At 64.3% G+C, this 19,231-nt stretch carries 19 protein-coding genes; 15 read left to right on the top strand and 4 right to left on the bottom strand.

Annotation, left to right across the window (positions count from 1 at the left end; translation table 11 throughout):
• Positions 1–245: 245 nt before the first annotated feature.
• The 3 genes from ACE3OU_RS12670 to ACE3OU_RS12660 form a co-directional block, all read right to left on the bottom strand.
• Positions 246–2,420, bottom strand: coding sequence for a PhoX family phosphatase (locus ACE3OU_RS12670; protein ID WP_374241916.1), 2,175 nt, complete (start codon positions 2,418–2,420; stop codon positions 246–248).
• 172 nt (positions 2,421–2,592) lie between these two features.
• Positions 2,593–3,096 carry a phasin family protein gene (locus tag ACE3OU_RS12665; RefSeq protein WP_374241915.1) on the bottom strand — a complete coding sequence of 168 codons (504 nt, stop codon included), beginning with the start codon at positions 3,094–3,096 and terminating at the stop codon, positions 2,593–2,595.
• 195 nt (positions 3,097–3,291) lie between these two features.
• Positions 3,292–4,971 (bottom strand): sigma 54-interacting transcriptional regulator, encoded by a 1,680-nt coding sequence (locus tag ACE3OU_RS12660; protein WP_374241914.1) that lies wholly within the window; start codon positions 4,969–4,971, stop codon positions 3,292–3,294.
• 260 nt (positions 4,972–5,231) lie between these two features.
• Here ACE3OU_RS12660 and ACE3OU_RS12655 point away from each other — a divergent pair, with 260 nt between their 5' ends.
• The 8 genes from ACE3OU_RS12655 (at position 5,232) to ACE3OU_RS12620 (ending at position 12,027) form a co-directional block, all read left to right on the top strand.
• On the top strand, positions 5,232–5,576 hold the full coding sequence (locus tag ACE3OU_RS12655) for a 2Fe-2S iron-sulfur cluster-binding protein (protein ID WP_374241918.1): 345 nt from the start codon (positions 5,232–5,234) through the stop codon (positions 5,574–5,576).
• Positions 5,577–6,188: 612 nt separating this feature from the next.
• Positions 6,189–6,452 (top strand): phenol hydroxylase subunit, encoded by a 264-nt coding sequence (locus ACE3OU_RS12650; RefSeq protein ID WP_374241913.1) that lies wholly within the window; start codon positions 6,189–6,191, stop codon positions 6,450–6,452.
• 49 nt (positions 6,453–6,501) lie between these two features.
• Positions 6,502–7,497, top strand: coding sequence for an aromatic/alkene monooxygenase hydroxylase subunit beta (locus ACE3OU_RS12645; protein ID WP_374241912.1), 996 nt, complete (start codon positions 6,502–6,504; stop codon positions 7,495–7,497).
• 10 nt (positions 7,498–7,507) lie between these two features.
• Positions 7,508–7,777: an MmoB/DmpM family protein gene (locus tag ACE3OU_RS12640; RefSeq protein ID WP_374241911.1), complete on the top strand. Its 270-nt coding sequence runs from the start codon at positions 7,508–7,510 to the stop codon at positions 7,775–7,777.
• A 22-nt stretch (positions 7,778–7,799) separates the two neighbouring features.
• Positions 7,800–9,353, top strand: coding sequence for an aromatic/alkene/methane monooxygenase hydroxylase/oxygenase subunit alpha (locus tag ACE3OU_RS12635; RefSeq protein ID WP_374241910.1), 1,554 nt, complete (start codon positions 7,800–7,802; stop codon positions 9,351–9,353).
• Between the two features lie 63 nt (positions 9,354–9,416).
• Complete coding sequence (locus tag ACE3OU_RS12630; RefSeq protein ID WP_374241909.1) at positions 9,417–9,776, top strand: phenol hydroxylase subunit P4; 360 nt, start codon at positions 9,417–9,419, stop codon at positions 9,774–9,776.
• Between the two features lie 84 nt (positions 9,777–9,860).
• Positions 9,861–10,916, top strand: coding sequence for an NADH:ubiquinone reductase (Na(+)-transporting) subunit F (locus ACE3OU_RS12625; RefSeq protein ID WP_374241908.1), 1,056 nt, complete (start codon positions 9,861–9,863; stop codon positions 10,914–10,916).
• A 181-nt stretch (positions 10,917–11,097) separates the two neighbouring features.
• Complete coding sequence (locus tag ACE3OU_RS12620) at positions 11,098–12,027, top strand: catechol 2,3-dioxygenase (protein WP_374241907.1); 930 nt, start codon at positions 11,098–11,100, stop codon at positions 12,025–12,027.
• Between the two features lie 108 nt (positions 12,028–12,135).
• Here ACE3OU_RS12620 and ACE3OU_RS12615 read toward each other — a convergent pair whose 3' ends face one another.
• Positions 12,136–12,849 (bottom strand): FCD domain-containing protein, encoded by a 714-nt coding sequence (locus tag ACE3OU_RS12615; RefSeq protein WP_374241906.1) that lies wholly within the window; start codon positions 12,847–12,849, stop codon positions 12,136–12,138.
• Between the two features lie 197 nt (positions 12,850–13,046).
• Between ACE3OU_RS12615 and ACE3OU_RS12610 the strand changes: the two genes are divergently transcribed.
• From ACE3OU_RS12610 to ACE3OU_RS12580, 7 genes are all read left to right on the top strand, one after another.
• Positions 13,047–13,472, top strand: coding sequence for a heme-binding protein (locus ACE3OU_RS12610; RefSeq protein ID WP_374241917.1), 426 nt, complete (start codon positions 13,047–13,049; stop codon positions 13,470–13,472).
• A gap of 33 nt (positions 13,473–13,505) precedes the next feature.
• Complete coding sequence (locus tag ACE3OU_RS12605) at positions 13,506–14,300, top strand: SDR family NAD(P)-dependent oxidoreductase (protein ID WP_374241905.1); 795 nt, start codon at positions 13,506–13,508, stop codon at positions 14,298–14,300.
• Positions 14,301–14,331: 31 nt separating this feature from the next.
• Positions 14,332–15,249, top strand: coding sequence for an acetaldehyde dehydrogenase (acetylating) (locus ACE3OU_RS12600; RefSeq protein ID WP_374241904.1), 918 nt, complete (start codon positions 14,332–14,334; stop codon positions 15,247–15,249).
• Positions 15,250–15,259: 10 nt separating this feature from the next.
• Positions 15,260–16,291, top strand: coding sequence for a 4-hydroxy-2-oxovalerate aldolase (gene dmpG, locus ACE3OU_RS12595; RefSeq protein ID WP_374241903.1), 1,032 nt, complete (start codon positions 15,260–15,262; stop codon positions 16,289–16,291).
• A 37-nt stretch (positions 16,292–16,328) separates the two neighbouring features.
• Positions 16,329–16,748 carry a 2-hydroxymuconate tautomerase gene (locus ACE3OU_RS12590; RefSeq protein WP_374241902.1) on the top strand — a complete coding sequence of 140 codons (420 nt, stop codon included), beginning with the start codon at positions 16,329–16,331 and terminating at the stop codon, positions 16,746–16,748.
• Positions 16,749–16,842: 94 nt separating this feature from the next.
• On the top strand, positions 16,843–17,745 hold the full coding sequence (locus ACE3OU_RS12585) for a transporter (protein WP_374241901.1): 903 nt from the start codon (positions 16,843–16,845) through the stop codon (positions 17,743–17,745).
• Positions 17,746–17,853: 108 nt separating this feature from the next.
• Positions 17,854–19,095, top strand: coding sequence for an MFS transporter (locus tag ACE3OU_RS12580; RefSeq protein WP_374241900.1), 1,242 nt, complete (start codon positions 17,854–17,856; stop codon positions 19,093–19,095).
• The last annotated feature ends 136 nt before the right edge of the window (positions 19,096–19,231 follow it).

The following is a 19,231-nucleotide window of genomic DNA, read 5'->3' as shown; positions in this document are numbered from 1 at the left end:
ACGAGGAACAACAACGCGAGCGCAGCATCGCCGCGCTAAAACGCCGAGCAGCCACGCTCGGATTCCAGATCAACCCCATCGGGACCGCTGCATGAAAACCGCCCTGGCTATTTTTGTTTCTTGAGAGGTCTCGCTGCAAAAAAAGACCCGGCCTCTCGGGCCGGGTAAAAAAGGGAACGGACTGAACCGGAAACCCTTGGGATGCTCGGGGAGCCGGCGGCCAGGTGGGCGCCGGCGGAAGGGGGTCAGATGGCGATCTGGCCGCCGTCGGTGCGGGTGATGACGACGGTGGCCGAACGCGGGCGCTTGGTGGCGGTGGCGTCGGTCTGGCTGGCGGGCCAGGCACTGGTCGGGGCGGCCAGGCTGCCGTCCTCGCCCGGGTGCTGGACGTTGATGAACATCGTCTTGCGGTCGGGGGTCATGGCGGTGCCGGTGATCTCGCATTCCTTCGGGCCGACCAGGAAGCGGCGGACGGTGGCCGGGGTGGCGTTGGCGCCCTTGATGGTCGGGGTGCCGCCGGCGGCGACCGCCGCGCTGCCGTCACCGACCTTGCCGGGGATGGCGGCCAGCATCATGCAGTTGGTGACGTCGGTGTAGGCGCCGTCGTCAGTCTGTATCCACAGCATGCCGTTGCGGTCGAACCACAGGCCGTCCGGGCTCGAGAAGTCATTGACGTCGGTGAGGCCGGAGAGGTTTACATCGGCCGCGGCGCCGGCTTCGGCGGCGAACAGGTAGATGTCCCAGGCGAAGGTGGCGGCGGCGGGGTCGTTGCCGGCTTCGCGCCAACGGATGATGTGGCCGTTGGGGTTGCCCTTCTGGGTGGTGGTGCCGCCCTTGATGTCCTCGTAGTAGCGGGGGTTGGCGGTGTCGGGCTTGAGCTGGCTGCCGGTCGGGGTGGCGCTGGGGGAGACCCGGTTGCTGTTGTTGGTGAGGGTCATGTAGACCTCGCCGTTGATGGGGTTCACCGCACCCCACTCGGGGCGGTCCATCTTGGTGGCGCCCACGGCGTCGCCGGCCAGGCGGGCATGGACGAGCACGTCGGCCTGGTCCGCAAAGGGGTAGATGGCGTTGGCGGCGTCGAGCCCGTTCTTGCCGTGGGTGAGCTCGATCCAGTTGCCGCTGCCGTCGGCGTTGAACCTGGCGACGTAGAGGGTGCCCTCGCTCATGTACTTCTGGCCGGCGGTGTGGCCCTTGCCCACGTCGGCGGCGTCCCACAGGGCCTTCGAGACGAACTTGTAGATGTACTCGTTGCGGGAATCGTCGCCCATGTAGAACACCACCGGCTTGCCGGCGACGGCCTTGCAGGGCCAGCAGCCCTCGTGGGCGAAGCGGCCGAGGGCGGTGTGCTTGAGCGGGGTGGAGGCGGGGTCGAAGGGGTCGATCTCGACGATCCAGCCGAAGGTGTTGAAGATGTTGCGGTAGTCGACGCCGGCGTTGGCACCGGTGACGGAGGCGCTCCAGCGGACGTAGAGGTCGTCGGCGCCGGCGGTTTCCCACATGTAGGGGCTGCGGCGGCCCTGGGTCATGCCGTAGCGGTTGAGGCCGGTGACTTCCTTGGCGCTGCGCAGGGCGTTGTCGCCGGCGGCACGGCCGATGACGTTGGTGAAGTTCTCCTCACAGGTGAGGTAGGTGCCCCACGGGGTGTAGCCGTTGCCGCAGTTGTTGTTGGTGCCACGGGTCATGGTGCCGTCGGCGGAGTACTTGGTGCTCACCAGGGCGTTGCCGCGGGCCGGGCCGCTGAAGGCCATCGGGGTGGCGGAGGTGATGCGCCGGTTGTAGCGGGAGCCCTTGACCATGCTCATCGCGGTGCCGCTGGCGCCGCGCTTGATCTCGGCGACGCTGACGCCGTGGGCGTTGATTTCCTTGTCGACCTCGGCGGGCACGGTGCGCACGTTGTTCACCACCGTACGGCCGCTGGGGTGCAGCGCGTAGGGGCCGACCACGTATTCGTGGTTCACGCAGATCAGGCCGCGGTCGGAGCGGTTGGCGTCGAAGGCGCCGGCATCGGACAGGCCGAAGTAGTGCATGCCGTCGTGGCCGTCACCGATGCGGTTGTTGTAGGAGTCGGCGGATTCGCTGCCGTTGTCGGCCCAGGCGGCATCGGTGCTGGTGAGCGGGTCGCCGAGCGCGTGGAGGACGCTGATCTGATAGCCGGCCGGGACGGTGACGAGGTCGTTCTTGTTCTTGGCGACAGCGTCGAAGTTGAGTGCGAGGGGGGCGTCGTCGGTGCTGCCGCCGCAGGCGCTCAGGCTGGTGCCGAGGAGGGTCGAGGCCGTCACGGCGATGCCGCCCTTGAGGACACCCCGGCGGCTCATGCGCACGGCGATGAGATCGTCGATGTGGGGGTTGGCGGACGTGTTGGTGCTGTCGCCGTCGTTGAGGGGAGAGGCGGTTTCGAGGGCGTGGGGCGTCATGGACATGCTGCGTATCTCCGGTGAACTTCTAACGGGGCCGGATGATGGGGGCTGAAGGTGACGGTTTGATTAAGACGGGTTGCGCATGTCGGGCGGACGCGCGATCACCGGACAGCGCCGTGCAGCGTGAAAAAAAACGGCGCCCGGAGGCGCCGTTTTGTGGATCGGAGGAAGCCGATTACTTCTTCATGCCCATCTTGGTGAAGGCCTGGAAGGCTTCGGTGGAGGCCTTGGTCATCTGCTCGTAGGCGGCACGGGCGGTGTCCATGGCGCCCTGGATGGTGCCGAGGGCGTTGTGGTCGCCGACCGGCATGCCCTTGAACATCTTCTGGATGGATTCGAACATGTCGGCGCCGCCGCCGGTGAGCTGCTCGCTGACCATCTTGCCGACTTCGGCCTGGGTCTTGGCGGTGATCTCGGCGATTTCGCGGGCGCAGGCCAGCATCTTCTCGGTGGTGCTCTGGGCGTAGGCGGTACGCAGGTTCATGGCTTCAGCCGGATCCTTGACGGAGGACAGGGCCTTGGCGTTGGCGACGCCCTCTTCGAACAGGGACTTGGCGGTGCCGACCTGCAGTTCCATGATGCGCTGGGAGTTCTCGATGGAGAGCTGGGCCAGGCGCATGGCGGCTTCGAGGTTCTTTTTCTGGATTTCGTTGAGTTGCTGTTCGTGTTTGGTTGCCATATGGATATTCCTCCGCTCTTGGATCTTCGAAATTTGTATGGGGATGAGGTCGATCAGCGTCTCATCGAGATCTCACCCGAAAAAGATAGCATACCGACCCGTTAGATGATTGATCTAAGATCAAAAAAATGAAATTCCCGCTCGCATTGTTGCGCTGCAGCAACACTTGGCCGACCCCGTGCCGGCGGAGCCCGGTCAAGGGGCGTTGTTCTGTTTCTTGAGGCGGTAATTGAGCTGGGGGCGGGTGATGCGCAGCAGCCGCGCCGCGCCCGACAGGTTGCCGCCGGATTCCCGAACGGCATGCTGGATGAGGGCCTCCTCGAGGGCGTCCAGGCCGACCCCGGATTCGATCACCCGGTTGCACAGCTTCCCGAGGGCGACCTCCGCATCGGCGAGGCCACCGGCGGCATCCAGGATGTGCTCCGGCGGGGTGTCTTCTTCGTCGTGGGGTTCGACGAAGAGGTGCTCGACTTCGATCCAGTCGTTCTGGGGGGTGAGGATGATCCCCCGCTCGATGATGTTCTCGAGCTCGCGGATGTTGCCCGGCCAGGAGTACGACTTGAGGGCGCGCATGGCCTTGTCGGTGATGCCGGCGACGCGCTTGTCGTGCAGGGCGCTGAAGCGCTGCAGCATGGCCTCGACCATCGGCGGGATGTCGGTGAGGCGGTCGCGCAGCGGCGGGATGGTGACCGGGTACACGTTGAGCCGGTAGAACAGGTCGCTGCGGAAGCGCCCGGCCTTCACGGCGGCCTGCAGGTCGACGTTGGTGGCGGCGACCAGGCGCACGCTGACCTTGCGGACCCGCTCGTCGCCGAGGCGTTCGATCTCGCCCTCCTGGAGCACGCGCAGCAGCTTGGCCTGGGCGGAGAGGGGGAGTTCGCCGACTTCGTCGAGGAAGAGGGTGCCGCCGTCGGCGCGCTCGAACTTGCCCATCCGCGAGGCGTGGGCGCCCGTGAAGGCACCTTTCTCGACACCGAAGAGTTCCGATTCGATGAGCTCGTCGGGCAGCGCCGCGCAGTTGACGGCGATGAAGGGATTGGCCGCACGCCGGCTCATGTCGTGGAGGGTGCGGGCGAAGCGTTCCTTGCCGACGCCGGTCTCGCCCAGCAGCAGCACGGTGACCTGGGTGCAGGCGGCCTTGGTGATCAGCGAGTAGGCGCGGCGGAAACCCGTCGACGAGCCGATCAGGTTCTGGGGCTGCTGGTTGCCTTCGAGGGAGGCGCGCAGGGCGTCAACCTGTCCGCGCAGTTCGAGCATGTGATTCAGGATGGAGTCCGCTTCATAGTAGGAGGCCAGTTCGTTGGCGTCGGGCCATTCTTCGACGGGCTTGCCGACGATGCGGCACTGATCGCAGCCCGTGGCGGCGCAGTCGACCTCCTTGAACAGGATGAAGCGTCCCATGAAGGCCGAGGTGTAACCCGATGCGTAGCCGATCTGCATCCAGCACACCGGGTCGCGGGTCTGGCCGTATTCCCGGACGTGGACCTCCGCCTCGTAGGAGTTGTCCCACAGGAACTCGCCCTCGAAGTGTCCGGTTTCAAGGTCCATCTCGACCCGGACCGGCGTGACGATCACGCTGCCCTCAAGCATGTGCAGCTGGGGGCCGGCGAAGAAGGTTTCCTTCTCGCTGCGGCCGCAGCGGATCTTCTTGGCGAGCTCCGCGTCCCGGGCGCCCGAGGCGTAACCCATCCGGGTGAGAATCCGGCGGGCCTGGTCGATGCCCACGGAGTCGATGAGTTCCTTGCGCAGGGCCGACAGCGCCGCGGTGTGCATCAGCAGCATCCGGTTCTCGTCGAGCCAGATCTGCCCCTTGTCGGCACAAAATCGAACCAGGCGGCGCAGATCGCTATCCGGCGGGTAACGGGTCGTGCTCAAGTTTTCTCTCCTCCGGTCTTCTCCGCTGCTCGATGGACGTTGTTTGTACCGGCTGGGACGGCCGGGGCAGCGGTAGATTGACCTTATACCACGCACGCCGAACTGCTTCGAGGGCTTGGTGCATAGCTCTGGTTTATAGGTAAATAAGTTTGCATTATTGATTAATTTACGATAATAATACAAAATCTCGAGAAAACAGTGAAGATCTATCCTTGTCGCACTTTCATCCCCATGAAACGCGGCAGGCCGAGGGGGAGAAAATGGCTGAAAAATTTCTGGTTCATATCGAAAACAGCGCTGAAGAATATCTGTGCGCGGCCGATCAGGACTTGCTGCGCGGCATGGAGGCCCTCGGCCGGCGGGGCATTCCGGTCGGTTGCCGTGGCGGCGGCTGTGGCGTCTGCAAGGTGCAGATCACGGCGGGCGAGTACGAGGCGCGCAAGATGAGCCGCTCCTACGTGAGCGCCGAGGAGATCGCAGACGGCATCGTGCTGGCCTGCCGGGTTTACCCCCGCAGCGACATTCGCCTGGAAGTCCAGGGCAAGATGATCAAGGCCTTCGGCGGCAGCGCCGCGCCGGGCCCGGAGAAGACACCCAAACCCTGAGCCGTTTCCCAAGCGCTTGGGTCAACCTGTTGTTTGCGACCAGGAGCATCAAATCCGGTAGATCCCTCCCTCCTGCCGGGCTCCCTGGTTTTTTCAGGCCGTCACCTTCGTGACGGCCTTTTTTTTGTGCTTCGTCCGGCGGTGCTCCGCCGCCGGGGCGCCCCTCCCTCATGCGTCGTGGACCGGGGCATCGGGTAGACACCCGCGTGATCGTGTGCATCCGGCGGCCGGGGGAGCGGCACCCGCGCCGCTGGCTTGCCGGGGCGGTCTGTCATTTCTGGGTATGAAAAATGCTTGAAAAGGTCTGGGCAGACTGCGCCCGCTGGCGGCGATTCCGGCGGCTGGGTCGGCGGTGCCCGCGGCAGGCCTTGTCGGCACGCGCTTCCGGCGGAAAAGGGGTCGATTTTTAGAACAAAATTCTGTTTATGGGGGTATTAATCAGAACATCAAGTTGCGGTGCAGCAATTCATCAATTGGTTGAGATGGGCTCAGGGTTTTTGCTCGAGGGGATTTTTTGTTTGTTTGAATAATGATTCAAATCAATTGTTTAAAAAATCTGGCACGTGACTTGATATGGGATTGGTGCTGTTCCCATACCAAACAGAGGAAGTAATGAGCGAGCCGACAGAGCAACCGGTAGACATGAATCGCAAGTATGTCCGACTCGTCGAGAGACGGCCGGACGGGTTGGTGGAGTTCGAGTTCTCCATTTCCGATCCGCAGATCTTCGTCGAGATGCTGCTGCCTGAAGCGGCCTACGAAGACTTCTGCCGGATGAACCGGGTGATCCTCCTCGAGGGTTCCCGCCCGGACGATGGGGATGGTGGCGATTTCAACTGGACTCTGCACGAAGCGACCCACCAGCGCTTCCGCTGACAACACCGGCGAAAGCCCGGATCCGAGACTAAAAAGAGAGGAGAAGTACATGCAAATCGACCTGCAGACGATTGCCATCAAGCCGCTGCGACACACCTTCGACAACGTCGCCCGCCGCATCGGCGCCGACAAGCCCGCCACGCGCTACCAGGAAGGCACCCTGGACATGCAGCAGGAGGCGAACTACCACTACCGCCCGACCTGGGATCCGGATCACCTGATCTACGACCGCGACCGCACCATCATCAAGATGGCCGACTGGTACGCCTTCAAGGATCCGCGCCAGTTCTACTACGGCGCCTACACCATGGCCCGCGCCAAGCAGCAGGACACCGCAGAAGCCAACTTCGATTTCGTCGAGAGCCGCGGCCTGGCCGACAACCTGCCTGACGAGGTCCGTGAAACCGTCCTGAAGCTGCTGGTGCCGCTGCGTCACGTGGCCTGGGGCTCCAACATGAACAACGCCGCCGTCTGCGCCTACGGCTACGGCACGGGTTTCTCCCAGCCGCACATCTACCAGGCCATGGACCAGCTGGGCATCGCCCAGTACATCACCCGCGTGGGCCTGCTGCTGGGCAGCGTCGATGTGCTCGACGAAGCCAAGAAGTCCTGGATGGAAGACGACACCTGGCAAGGCCTGCGCCGCTTCGTCGAGGACAGCATGGTCCTCAAGGATCCGTTCGAGCTGTTCGTCGTCCAGAACGTCGTGCTCGACGGTCTGCTCTACCCGCTGGTGTACGAAACCATCGTCGATGACGTGCTCTCCGCGAAGGGCGGCACGCCCGTGGCGATGCTGACCCAGTTCATGACCGACTGGTTCGCCGAAACCAGGAAGTGGGCCGACGCGACCGTCAAGATCGCGGCCGCCGAGTCTGCCGAGAACAAGGAGATCCTCACCAAGTGGCTCGGCGCCTGGCGCGACCGTGCTGCCGCCGCGCTGCTGCCGGTGGCCCGCATCGCCCTGGGTGATCGTAGCGACGAGCTGGTCGGCGAAGTCGTCCAGCAATTCAACGCCCGCATGGCCAAGGCCGGCGTGCCCCTCTGAGGAATCATTGATGTCCACCGTATTCATCGCCCTGCAGACCAACGAAGACACCCGTCAGGTCATCGAAGCCATCCTCCAGGACAACCCCAGCGCCGTCGTCGACGAGCAGCCGGCCATGGTGAAGATCAACGCGGAAGACCGCCTGGTCGTGCGTCGTGAAACGATCGAGGAGCTGATCGGTCGACCCTACGACCTGCAGGAAATGCAGGTTCACATGATCACCATGTCGGGCAACCTCGATCAGACCGACGACGAGATGACCCTTTTCTGGAACGCCTGAGAGCCCCCAAGGAGACTGAAAAATGGATATGCAAGTAGCCAAGAAAAAGCTCGGCCTTAAAGAGCGCTACGCGGTGATGACCCGCGGCCTCGACTGGACCCCGTCCTACCAGAAGATGGAAGACATCTACCCGTACATCGCCTACGAGGGGATCAAGATCCATGACTGGGACAAGTGGGAAGACCCGTTCCGCCTGACCATGGACGCCTACTGGAAGTACCAGGCCGAGAAGGAGCGCAAGCTGTACTCCGTGCTCGACGCCTACATCCAGAGCAACGGCCACCTCAACGTCACCGACGCCCGCTACCTGAACACCGTCAAGCTGTTCATCAGCGGCATCAGCCCGCTCGAGTACGTGGCGCACCGCGGCTTCGCCCACGCCGGCCGCCAGTTCCCCGGCCCCGGCCCGCGCGTGGCCTGCCTGATGCAGTCCCTCGACGAGATCCGTCACGCCCAGACCCAGGTGCACGCCGTCTCGAACTACAACAAGTACTACAACGGCATGCATGACTTCCATCATGCCCATGACCGCGTGTGGTTCCTGTCGGTGCCGAAGAGCTTCTTCGACGACGCCATCACCGCCGGCCCGTTCGAGTTCATGGTCTCGATCGGCTTCTCGTTCGAGTACGTGCTGACCAACCTGCTGTTCGTGCCCTTCGTCTCGGGCGCGGCCTACAACGGCGACATGGGCACCATGACCTTCGGCTTCTCGGCCCAGTCCGACGAAGCCCGTCACATGACCCTGGGCCTCGAAGTCATCAAGTTCATCCTGCAGCAGGATCCGGCCAACGTGCCCATCGTGCAGCGCTGGATCGACAAGTGGACCTGGCGCGGCTACCGCGTGCTGACCCTCGTCGCCATGATGATGGACTACATGCTGCCCAAGCGCACCATGAGCTGGAAGGAAGCCTGGGAGGTTTACTTCGAGCAGAACGGCGGTGCGCTGTTCAAGGATCTGGCCCGCTACGGCATCAAGATGCCCGACTGCGCCGCCCAGATCGCCCTCGAGAAGGATCACCTGTCCCACCAGGCGTGGAGCACCTTCTACAACTACGCCGCGGCCACCAACTTCCACACCTGGATGCCGGACGAGGACGAAATGGCCTGGCTGTCGGCGAAGTACCCGAACAGCTTCGACAAGCACTACCGTCCGCGTTACGAGTTCTGGCGCGAGCAGGCCGCCAAGGGCAACCGCTTCTACAACAAGACGCTGCCCATGCTGTGCCAGACCTGCCAGATCCCGCTGGTGTTCACCGAGCCGGGCGACCCGACCAAGATCTGCTACCGCGAAGTCGACTACAAGGCCGAGAAGTACCACTTCTGCTCTGATCACTGCAAGAAGATCTTCGAAGACGAGCCCGAGAAGTACATCCAGGCCTGGCTGCCGGTGCACCAGATCTACCAGGGCAACTGCTTCCCCGAAGGCACCGACCCGACCGTCGAGGGCTTCGACCCGCTGGCCGCCGTGCTGAAGTACTACAACCTCGAGCACGGTCGCGACAACCTCGACTTCGACGTCTCGGAAGACAAGAAGAACTTCGAAGCCTGGCGCGGTCAGGCCACCAAGAACGTGTAATGCATCAGGCGTCGCGGGCCGTCCGGCGGTCCGCGGCGCCCTACACAAGACAGGAGACACACTATGGCTGTAGCTGCCGTCAAGGAATATCAATTCGCCCCCGCTGATTCCATGGACAAGTTCCATGGCAACCAGCTGCTCTACATCGGCTGGGAAGACCACCTGCTGTTCTGCGCGCCGTTTGCGTTCCCGTTCCCGCCGGGCATGCGTTTCGGCGACATCATCGCCGGCGTGCTGCCGGGCGTCTTCGGCTATCACCCGGACTTCGCCCAGATCGACTGGTCGAAGGCCGAGTGGTTCAAGTCCAGCCAGCCCTGGCAGCCGGACTTCGACAAGTCCCTCGCCGAGAACGGCCTGAAGCACAAGGACGTGATCCGCTTCCGCACGCCGGGCCTGACCGGCATCAAGGGTTCCTGCAGCTGAACCCGATGCAATCGGGCGGCCCGCTGCGGCGGGTTGCCCGGTGTCGAGCCAGTAGTTCGCCAGATCGAGAACGGATAACAAAGCATGACTTACGAACTGACCATTGAACCGATCGGCCAGACGATCGAAGTCGAGGACGACCAGACGATTCTCGACGCCGCCCTGCGGGCCGGCATCTGGCTGCCCCACGCCTGCTGCCACGGCCTGTGCGCCACCTGCAAGGTCATCGTGACCGACGGTGAAGTGGATCACGGCGAGGCCTCCAGCTTCGCGCTGATGGACTTCGAGCGCGACGAGGGCAAGACTCTGGCCTGCTGCGCCCGTCTGCAGAGCGACGTGACCATCGAGGCCGAGATCGACGAGGATCCGGACGCCGAGTCCATTCCCGTGCGGGATTTCCCGGGCACCGTGTCGCGCATCGAGACGCTCACCCCGACCATCAAGGGCATCTTCGTCGAACTCGACGAGCCCATTCATTTCCAGGCGGGCCAGTATGTGAACGTGGACATCCCGTCCCTGGGCATCAGCCGCGCCTTCTCCCTCGCCAACGTGCCGTCCACCGGCCGTGAGATCGAGCTCAACATCCGTATCGTCCCGGGCGGGGTAGGGACCACCTATCTCCACGAGAAGCTGGCGGTGGGCGATCGCATCAAGATCTCGGGCCCCTATGGCCGCTTCTTTGTGCGCAAGTCGGCAAACACCCCGTCGATCTTCATGGCGGGCGGCTCGGGCCTGTCGAGCCCGCGTTCGATGATCCTCGACCTGCTCGAGGAAGGCAGCACCCTGCCGATCACCCTGGTCTATGGCCAGCGCAGCCGTGAAGAGCTCTACTACCACGACGAGTTCCTCGCCCTGGCCGAGAAGTACCCGAACTTCACCTACGTCCCGGCGCTGTCGGACGAACCGGCGGATTCCGACTGGACGGGCTTCCGCGGCTACGTGCATGACGCGGCCAAGGCCCACTTCGACAACGATTTCCGCGATCACAAGGCCTATCTGTGCGGCCCCCCGATGATGATCGACGCCTGCATCACCACGCTGATGCAGGGCCGCCTGTTCGAGAACGACATCTACACCGAGAAGTTCTTCTCGGCTGCAGACGCCCAGCAGGTTCGCAGCCCCCTGTTCAAGCGGGTTTGACGGCCACGCCCGCCCTCACCGGGCGGGCGCCGTCATAAGCTTGATCATTGTCAAAAAATATCGAGATTTCAAAGTTTTTTCGGGAATAAATCGATATTCTTTTCGACGCGGTTTTAGTTCCACGATCACAACCCTGCCTCGAGCCGGACAAACCGGACGGGCAAACTTGGAGGAGATTCTCATGGCAATGACTGGTGTTCTGCGTCCCGGCCACATTTCGCTGCGCGTCCTGGATCTGGAAGAAGGTATCAATTTCTACAAGAACACCCTGGGTCTGGTCGAAACCGGCCGTGACAACCAGGGCCGCGTCTATTTCAAGTCCTGGGACGAGCGCGACCACAACAGCGTCCTGATCCGTGAAGCCGACCAGGCGGGTGTCGATTTCTTCGCCTTCAAGGTTGCCGACAAGGCCACCCTGGAGAAGCTGGACGGCGACCTGAAGGCCTTCGGCCTCACCACCGAGCGCATTCCGGCGGGCGAGATGCTCGAAACCGGCGAGCGCGTCCGCTTCCAGATTCCGTCCGGCCACTTCATCGAGCTGTACGCCGAGAAGACCGACGTCGGCAACGGCCAGTCCTACCAGAACCCGGATCCGTGGATCCCGGCCGCCGAGCACGGCATCGCCCCGAGCCGCATGGATCACTGCCTGCTCTACGGCCCGGACATCGAGAAGGTCCAGGAGATCTTCGAGAAGGTGCTCGGCTTCTTCCTCGTCGAGCACGTGCTGATGGAAGACGGCAAGACCGACCTGGCGATCTGGCTGTCCTGCTCCACCAAGGCCCACGACATCGCCTTCGTGCGCCACGGTGAGCCGGGCAAGCTGCACCACGTCGCGTTCAAGCTCGACAGCTGGGAGCGTGTGCTGCGCGCCGCCGACATCATGTCGATGAACAAGATCTCCATCGACATCGGCCCCACCCGCCACGGCATCACCCGCGGCACCACGATCTACGCCTTCGATCCGTCGGGCAACCGCTTCGAGACCTTCTGCGGCGGTTACGATACCTACCCCGACTACAAGGCCATCACCTGGACCTGGGATCAGGTCGGCCCGGGCATCTTCTACCACGACCGCAAGCTCAACGAGCGCTTCCTGACCGTCGTGTCCTGATGGTTCGCGGGTAGTCCAGAAACAACAACGGAACGGCTTGCCGTTCCGTTGTTGCATCGACGCCGGCAACGTGTCGTGCAGATTGCCGGCGGATGAGGCGGGGAGGGGTCAGGAAAAAGCTTCGGGCGGCAGCTGTCGCACGGCTTCGAGGGTGCGCAGGATGTGCTCGGAGAGGATTCGCGTGGCCTCATGCACGTCGCGGGCCAGCACGGCATCGACAATGGCCTGATGCTCGGCGTGAACGTCGCGGCTGATCGGCTGGCGGAACAGCGACAGGCGCCGGTAGCGCTCCGACTGGAGGTACAGGATGTTCTGGAAGTGCCGGCACCAGCGCGACGGCGATGCGGAGATCAGCACCTCGTGGAAGGCCTGGTTGCGCAGTTCCCACTCTTCCCGGTTGCCTTCGGCGCCTTCCTCGAGCTTGGTCTCGGCGCGGGACAGCATGTGGAACGCCGCGACCACGTTGGCTTCCCAGGCGTCGTCGCCGCACTCGATGGACTGCTGCAGGGCCGCGGTTTCGAGAAGGACGCGGGTTCGGGTGATATCCTCGAAGTCGTCCAGAGAGATCGGCGCGACACGAAAGCCGCGCTGCCCCTGGGCCACGACGAGGGCGTCGGTGACGAGCAGTTGCAGGGCCTCCCGCAGGGTGCCGGCGCCCACGGCGTAGTGGTCCTTGAGGTGTTCGACGCGAAGCTTCTCCCCGGGCGGGTGAATCCCCTCGATGATGTCGCGGCGAAGCCGTCGGTAGGCCGCTTCGGCCAGGGTCTTGGGTTCATCCGGCGAGCTGCCGGCAATGTCGGGAAGAGCTGCTATGTCGTTCATCGTACTGTTTCGGATCGCTACGTCCGCCGATCGGGCGTGTGAGCAGGTCGAAATTCTAGCCGAAGTGTCCTATTGACGTCGCTAAATAAAAATCTCGAGAAAATATATTGACGTCGATAAAAGAACGCAATATTGTTAAGCCAGTCTGAAGTCTTATATAACTCTTGCGGAAACCCAACATGAGCCAGAAGCCTGTTTTGTCCGTTGCTGTCCCCCAGTCCGTCGTGTCGGCCGAGGCCGTCAGCGTGGCCCTCGAGGCGGCCGTTGTGAAGGCCGCCGAGCTCGGCGTCAAGATCAACGTGGCGGTGGCTGACAGCGGCGGCAACCTGTCCGGCTTCCTGCGCATGCCCGGCGCCTTCGTGCAGTCCATCGACATCGCCATCGACAAGGCCTACACCGCCGCGGGCTTCGGTTTCCCGACCAAGGACTGGATGAAGCTGATCGGCCACGATGACGGCATGAAGTTCGGTTTCTCGGCCCGCCCGCGCCTGGTGGTGTTCGGCGGCGGCCTGCCGCTGCGCGTCAATGGCGAGCTGATCGGCGGCATCGGCGTGTCCGGCGCTTCCGAGGAGCAGGATGAAATCTGTGCCCGCGCCGCGCTCGACGCGATCGGCGCCGAGTAAACTGTCGGCTCTCGAATCCACGCAAGTACGTCCATGGATCTTCAACTCGCCGGCAAGCGTGCCCTCGTCACCGGTTCCACCGCCGGCATCGGCTTCGCCATCGCACGCAGCCTCGCCGCCGAAGGGGCCGAAGTCGTCATCAACGGCCGTGGCCGCGCCGGAGTGGCTGCGGCCCTCGAACGCTTCCAGGAGGCCGCCCCGGGCGCAAAGGTGCGCGGCATCGCCGCCGACCTCGGCACCGCCACCGGCTGCGAGCAGCTGGTCGAGGCCTGCCCGGACGTGGACATCCTCGTGAACAACATGGGGATCTTCGATCCGAAGCCCTTCGAGGAGATCCCCGACGAAGAGTGGTTCCACTTCTTCGAGACCAACGTGATGAGCGGCGTCCGCCTGACCCGCCACTACCTCCCGGCCATGAAGCAGCGCAACTGGGGCCGCGTGGTGTTCATCTCCAGCGAGTCGGGCATCTGCCCGCCGGCCGAGATGGTGCACTACGGCATGAGCAAGTCCGCCCAGTTGTCCGTGGCCCGGGGTATCGCCGAAACCTGCGTGGGTTCCGGCGTCACCGTCAATTCCGTATTGCCCGGCCCGACCCGTACCGAAGGTGTCGCGACGTTCTTTGCCCGCCTGGCCGAAGAACAGGGCCTGTCCGTGGAGGAGGCCGAAAGGGCCTTCTTTGCGGATGCCCGGCCGACCTCGATCATCAAGCGCCTCATCGACCCCGCCGAGGTCGCCGCCATGGTCACCTATGTCTGCAGTCCGCTCGCCTCGGCCACCCACGGCGCAGCCCTCCGGGTCGAAGGCGGTGTGGTCCGCAGCATGGTTTAACCCCAGCGATTCATTAGGAAAAACGCATAACATGAGCCAAAAAATCAAGTGTGCCCTGATCGGTCCCGGCAACATCGGCACCGACCTGCTGGCCAAGCTCCAGCGCAGCCCGGTTCTCGAGCCGGTGTGGATGGTCGGTATCGACCCTGAGTCCGACGGCCTCAAGCGCGCCCGCGAGATGGGCCTCAAGACCACCGCCGAAGGCGTCGACGGTCTGCTGCCCCACGTCCTGGCCGACGGCGTCCAGATCGCCTTCGACGCCACCAGCGCCTACGTTCACGCCGAGAACAGCCGCAAGCTCAACGAGCTGGGCGTGCTGATGATCGACCTCACCCCCGCCGCCATCGGCCCGTTCTGCGTGCCGCCGGTCAACCTGCTCGAGCACGTGGGCAAGGGCGAGATGAACGTCAACATGGTCACCTGTGGTGGCCAGGCCACCATCCCGATGGTTGCCGCCGTGTCCCGCGTCCAGAAGGTCAAGTACGGCGAGATCGTGGCGACCGTGTCGTCCAAGTCTGCCGGCCCCGGCACCCGCAAGAACATCGACGAATTCACCCGCACCACCGCCGGCGCGGTCGAGAAGGTCGGCGGCGCCGAAAAGGGCAAGGCCATCATCATCATCAACCCGGCCGAGCCCCCGCTGATCATGCGCGACACCGTGCACTGCCTCGTCGAGGGCGAACCCGACCAGGCCAAGATCACCGAATCCATCCACGCGATGATCAAGGAAGTCCAGAAGTACGTGCCGGGCTACCGCCTGGTCAACGGCCCGGTCTTCGACGGCAACCGTGTTTCCGTCTTCCTGGAAGTCGAAGGCCTGGGCGACTACCTGCCCAAGTACGCCGGCAACCTGGACATCATGACCGCCGCCGGCGCCCGTACCGCCGAGATGTTTGCCGAAGAGATGCTCGCCGGCCGCCTGACCCTGAAACCCACTGCTGCTGCTTAAGGAACCGGACATGGAACTCAAAGGCAAGAAAATCACTGTCCACGACATGACCCTGCGCGACGGGATGCACCCCAAGCGCCACCTCATGTCCCTCGAGCAGATGAAGCAGATCGCCACCGGCCTCGACGATGCCGGCGTGCCGCTGATCGAAGTCACCCACGGCGACGGCCTGGGCGGCAGTTCGGTGAACTACGGCTTCCCGGCCCACACCGACGAGGAATACCTGTCCACCGTCATCCCGCTGATGAAGCAGGCCAAGGTGTCCGCGCTGCTGCTGCCCGGCATCGGCACCGTCGACCACCTCAAGATGGCCCGCGACCTGGGCGTCAACACCATCCGCGTGGCCACCCACTGCACCGAGGCCGATGTGTCCGAACAGCACATCACGATGGCCCGCAAGATGGACATGGACACCGTCGGCTTCCTGATGATGAGCCACATGAACAGCCCCGAAGGGCTGGTCAAGCAGGCCAAGCTGATGGAAGGCTACGGCGCCAACTGCATCTACGTCACCGACTCCGCCGGCCACCTGCTGCCCGACGGCGTCAAGGCCCGCCTGTCGGCCGTGCGTGACGCCCTCAAGCCCGAGACCGAGCTCGGCTTCCACGGCCACCACAACCTGGCCATGGGCGTCGCCAACAGCATCGCCGCGATCGAAGTGGGCGCCACCCGCATCGACGCCGCCGCTGCAGGCCTGGGCGCCGGTGCCGGCAACACCCCGATGGAGGTGCTGATCGCGGTGTGTTCGCTGATGGGCATCGAGACCGGCGTGGATGTGGCCAAGATCACCGACGTGGCCGAAGACCTGGTCGTCCCGATGATGGACTTCCCGATCCGCATCGACCGCGACGCGCTCACCCTCGGTTACGCCGGCGTGTATGGCTCCTTCCTGCTGTTCGCCAAGCGCGCCTCCGCCAAGTACGGCGTGCCGGCCCGTGACATCCTCGTCGAGCTCGGCCGTCGCGGCATGGTCGGCGGCCAGGAAGACATGATCGAAGACACGGCCATCACGATGGCCAAGGCCCGCGGCCTGATGGCCTAAAGCCCCCGGCGGGGCGCCGTGTGGTGCCCCGCCTGTTTTGAACACAAGCTTGACGACAAGGGAGGGCGACATGCCGTTTGCGCAGGTTCACATCACCGAAGGCCACACCGCCGAGCAGAAGCGGGTGCTCATCGAGAAGATCACCCAGGCCGTGCACGATTCCGTCGGCGCGCCGAAGCCGAACATCCGCGTGTGGCTCCGGGAACTGCCGAAGACCGACTACGGCATCGGCGGCACCCAGGTCGAGGCCCTCGACGACGCCAACGCGCCGTTTGCCCAGATGTTCATGATGGAAGGCCGCACCGAAGAGCAGAAGGCCGCCGTCATCGATCTGGTGAGCCAGGCCTTTGTCGACGCCCTCGGCGCCGCCCTCGAGAAGACCCGGGTGTGGATCACCGAAGTGCCCAAGACCAACTGGGGCATCGGCGGCAAGACGGCCAAGAGCATCGGCCGCTGAGTTTTTTGCACGGCTTGCTCCTTGCTGGCGGGCCGTGCCGGTTGTACCGCAGTAGAAGAACACCAATTTCATCTTTTTGTTGGAGGGGACTTTCATGAAGAAATCAGCCATTGCACTGCTCGTCGGCGGCCTGTTCCTGGCCGCGGGCGTCGCCCAGGCCAAGGAAGGCGGCGACCAGTCCGCGCCGGGCGCCGAGAACTGGATGGCGGGCGCGCTGCCGCCGGCCGGCTTCTACTTCAAGAACTACGTGGGCCACTATGGCGGCAAGCTGCAGGACGGCAAGGGCAACGAAGCCAAGCCCGGCGGTGTTGGCGCCCGTGCCGACGTCACCTTCGACGTGCTGCGCTTCATCTACGTCACCAACATCAAGGTCCTTGGCGGCGACTACGCCGTGCAGGCCTTCCTGCCGGTGGTCAACCAGAGCCTGAACATCTCCCCGCTGGGCGGCCGTGCCAACAAGTTCGGCATCGGCGACATGTTCTTCACCCCGGTGGCGATCGGCTGGCACCACAGCCCCGAGCTGCACACCATCGCCGCCCTCGACGTCTTCCTGCCGACCGGCGCCTATGACGCCAAGGACCCGCGCACCAGCATCGGCGCCAACTACGTCTCCTACGAGGCCGTGTATGCCGTCACCTGGCTGCCCAAGGGGAACTGGGAAGTCACCAGCAAGTTCATGTACAACATGAAGCAGAAGAACGGCGACACCAACGTCAAGTCGGGTGACGAGTTCCACATGGACTACCTGGTCGGCAAGAAGTTTGGCGACTGGGGCGTCGGCCTCGCCGGCTACTACCTCAAGCAGATGACCGACGACAAGCTGAACGGCGCCAAGAACCCGACCAGTGGCCGCGGCCAGGTCTTCGCCATCGGCCCGAGCGTCAAGTACTCCACCAAGACCGGCACCACCTTCATGGCCCAGTGGCAGCGCGAGATGGCGGTGGAAAACCGCTTCCAGGGCGACAAGCTGTGGTTCAACATGGTGATGCCCCTGTAATTCTCCTTCGACGGCCCTGCCACGGCGGGGCCTGACGATGTGAGTCAAGCCAGTCAGCCGCGCTGACTGGCTTTTTGCTTTTATCCAGGTTCGACGAAAGAAGCCTCGATGACCCGCCCGCGCTCCCGCCTGCCCGCATCCCTGCGGGCGCTCGCCCACCGCAACTTCCGCTTCTACTTTGCCGGGCAGGCGGTCTCCATCCTCGGCTCGTGGATCCAGCAGGTGTCCCTGTCGTGGCTGGTCTATCGGCTCACCGGCTCGTCGGCGCTGCTGGGGGTGACGGCCTTCTGCGCGCTCATCCCGCAGCTGGTGGTCGGGCCGCTGGCCGGCGCGTGGATCGACCGCCAGGACAAGAAGAAGTGGCTGATCGGCGTGCAGGCGCTCCTCGCGCTCCAGGCCTTTGCACTGGCGGCCCTCACCTGGACGGACCTCATCGGCACCGGACTGATCATCGGCATGTCCCTCGTCCTCGGCGTGCTCAACAGCTTCGACACGCCCTTGCGCCAGTCGCTGATCAACAGCTTCGTCGGCCGCCCCGAGGATCTGCCCAACGCCCTGGCCCTCAACGCGATGCTCTTCAACGCCAGCCGCTTCATCGGACCGCCGCTGGCGGGCCTGCTGCTGGGGCTGACCTCCGAGGCCCTGTGCTTCGCCATCAACGGCTGCTCCTTCCTGGCCCTGGTGATCGGCCTGCTGCGCATCGAGAGCCGCCCGCCCGAGCGGGCCACCGGCTCGATGGGCCAGGTGTTCCGCGAGGGCGTGGCCTATGTGTGGCACACCTGGCCCGTGCGCACCCTGATCCTGACCCTCGCCACGGTCAACCTCACCGCTTCGGCCTACGCGGTGCTGCTGCCGGTGTTCGCGCGGGATGTGTTCGGTGGCGACGCGGGCACCCTCGGGGTGATCTGGGGCGCCGCCGGCTGCGGCGCCTTCCTCGGCACGGTGTTCCTCGCCCACCAGCGCGGCCACGGCTCCCTCGGGCGGGCGGTGTTCATCGGCAGCGCGGTGAGCGCGGTGTCGGTGATGGTGTTCTCGAAGGCGGGCTGGATGCCCCTGGCGCTGGTGGCGATGGCCGGCGTGGGCTTCGGGATCTCGGTGGTGAATGTGGCGATCAACATGCTGCTGCAGAGCATGGCGCCGGAGGCCCTGCGCGGCCGGGTGGTGTCGTTCTTCTCGTCCACCCGCTTCGGTTTCGACGCGCTGGGCGGCCTCGTCGCCGGCCTGGTGGCCGCGCCCCTCGGCGCGGGCACGACCCTGTTGCTGGAGGGTCTGGTGCTGCTGGTCTTCGTGGGTTTTCTGGTGACGCGGCGGCACCGCCTGAAGGCCGAGCTCGCCACCACCACGGCCTGACGCCGTCACGATAGCCTGATATCGAATCACACAGCCTCTTGGTTCGATATTTCCCTATCGTGGACGTCTGTTGCCGCCCCTCGAGACCTTGACGCACCGGCGTGGGACGATATCGGCGCCACTTGGGCTTGGTACG

The organism is Zoogloea sp. (assembly GCF_041908905.1).
Taxonomy (GTDB): Bacteria; Pseudomonadota; Gammaproteobacteria; order Burkholderiales; family Rhodocyclaceae; genus Zoogloea.
This window is presented reverse-complemented; position numbering and strand designations above follow the sequence as displayed.

What these genes read in the sequence shown, in the direction of transcription:
- ACE3OU_RS12640 (WP_374241911.1), top strand. Translation starts at nt 7,508, where the DNA reads ATGTCCACCGTATTCATCGCCCTGCAGACCAACGAAGACACCCGTCAG.
- ACE3OU_RS12605 (WP_374241905.1), top strand. Translation starts at nt 13,506, where the DNA reads ATGGATCTTCAACTCGCCGGCAAGCGTGCCCTCGTCACCGGTTCCACC.
- ACE3OU_RS12580 (WP_374241900.1), top strand. Translation starts at nt 17,854, where the DNA reads ATGACCCGCCCGCGCTCCCGCCTGCCCGCATCCCTGCGGGCGCTCGCC.
- ACE3OU_RS12615 (WP_374241906.1), bottom strand. Translation starts at nt 12,849, where the DNA reads ATGAACGACATAGCAGCTCTTCCCGACATTGCCGGCAGCTCGCCGGAT.
- ACE3OU_RS12600 (WP_374241904.1), top strand. Translation starts at nt 14,332, where the DNA reads ATGAGCCAAAAAATCAAGTGTGCCCTGATCGGTCCCGGCAACATCGGC.
- ACE3OU_RS12650 (WP_374241913.1), top strand. Translation starts at nt 6,189, where the DNA reads ATGAGCGAGCCGACAGAGCAACCGGTAGACATGAATCGCAAGTATGTC.
- ACE3OU_RS12655 (WP_374241918.1), top strand. Translation starts at nt 5,232, where the DNA reads ATGGCTGAAAAATTTCTGGTTCATATCGAAAACAGCGCTGAAGAATAT.
- ACE3OU_RS12635 (WP_374241910.1), top strand. Translation starts at nt 7,800, where the DNA reads ATGGATATGCAAGTAGCCAAGAAAAAGCTCGGCCTTAAAGAGCGCTAC.
- ACE3OU_RS12585 (WP_374241901.1), top strand. Translation starts at nt 16,843, where the DNA reads ATGAAGAAATCAGCCATTGCACTGCTCGTCGGCGGCCTGTTCCTGGCC.
- dmpG (WP_374241903.1), top strand. Translation starts at nt 15,260, where the DNA reads ATGGAACTCAAAGGCAAGAAAATCACTGTCCACGACATGACCCTGCGC.
- ACE3OU_RS12645 (WP_374241912.1), top strand. Translation starts at nt 6,502, where the DNA reads ATGCAAATCGACCTGCAGACGATTGCCATCAAGCCGCTGCGACACACC.
- ACE3OU_RS12665 (WP_374241915.1), bottom strand. Translation starts at nt 3,096, where the DNA reads ATGGCAACCAAACACGAACAGCAACTCAACGAAATCCAGAAAAAGAAC.
- ACE3OU_RS12670 (WP_374241916.1), bottom strand. Translation starts at nt 2,420, where the DNA reads ATGTCCATGACGCCCCACGCCCTCGAAACCGCCTCTCCCCTCAACGAC.
- ACE3OU_RS12625 (WP_374241908.1), top strand. Translation starts at nt 9,861, where the DNA reads ATGACTTACGAACTGACCATTGAACCGATCGGCCAGACGATCGAAGTC.
- ACE3OU_RS12620 (WP_374241907.1), top strand. Translation starts at nt 11,098, where the DNA reads ATGGCAATGACTGGTGTTCTGCGTCCCGGCCACATTTCGCTGCGCGTC.
- ACE3OU_RS12630 (WP_374241909.1), top strand. Translation starts at nt 9,417, where the DNA reads ATGGCTGTAGCTGCCGTCAAGGAATATCAATTCGCCCCCGCTGATTCC.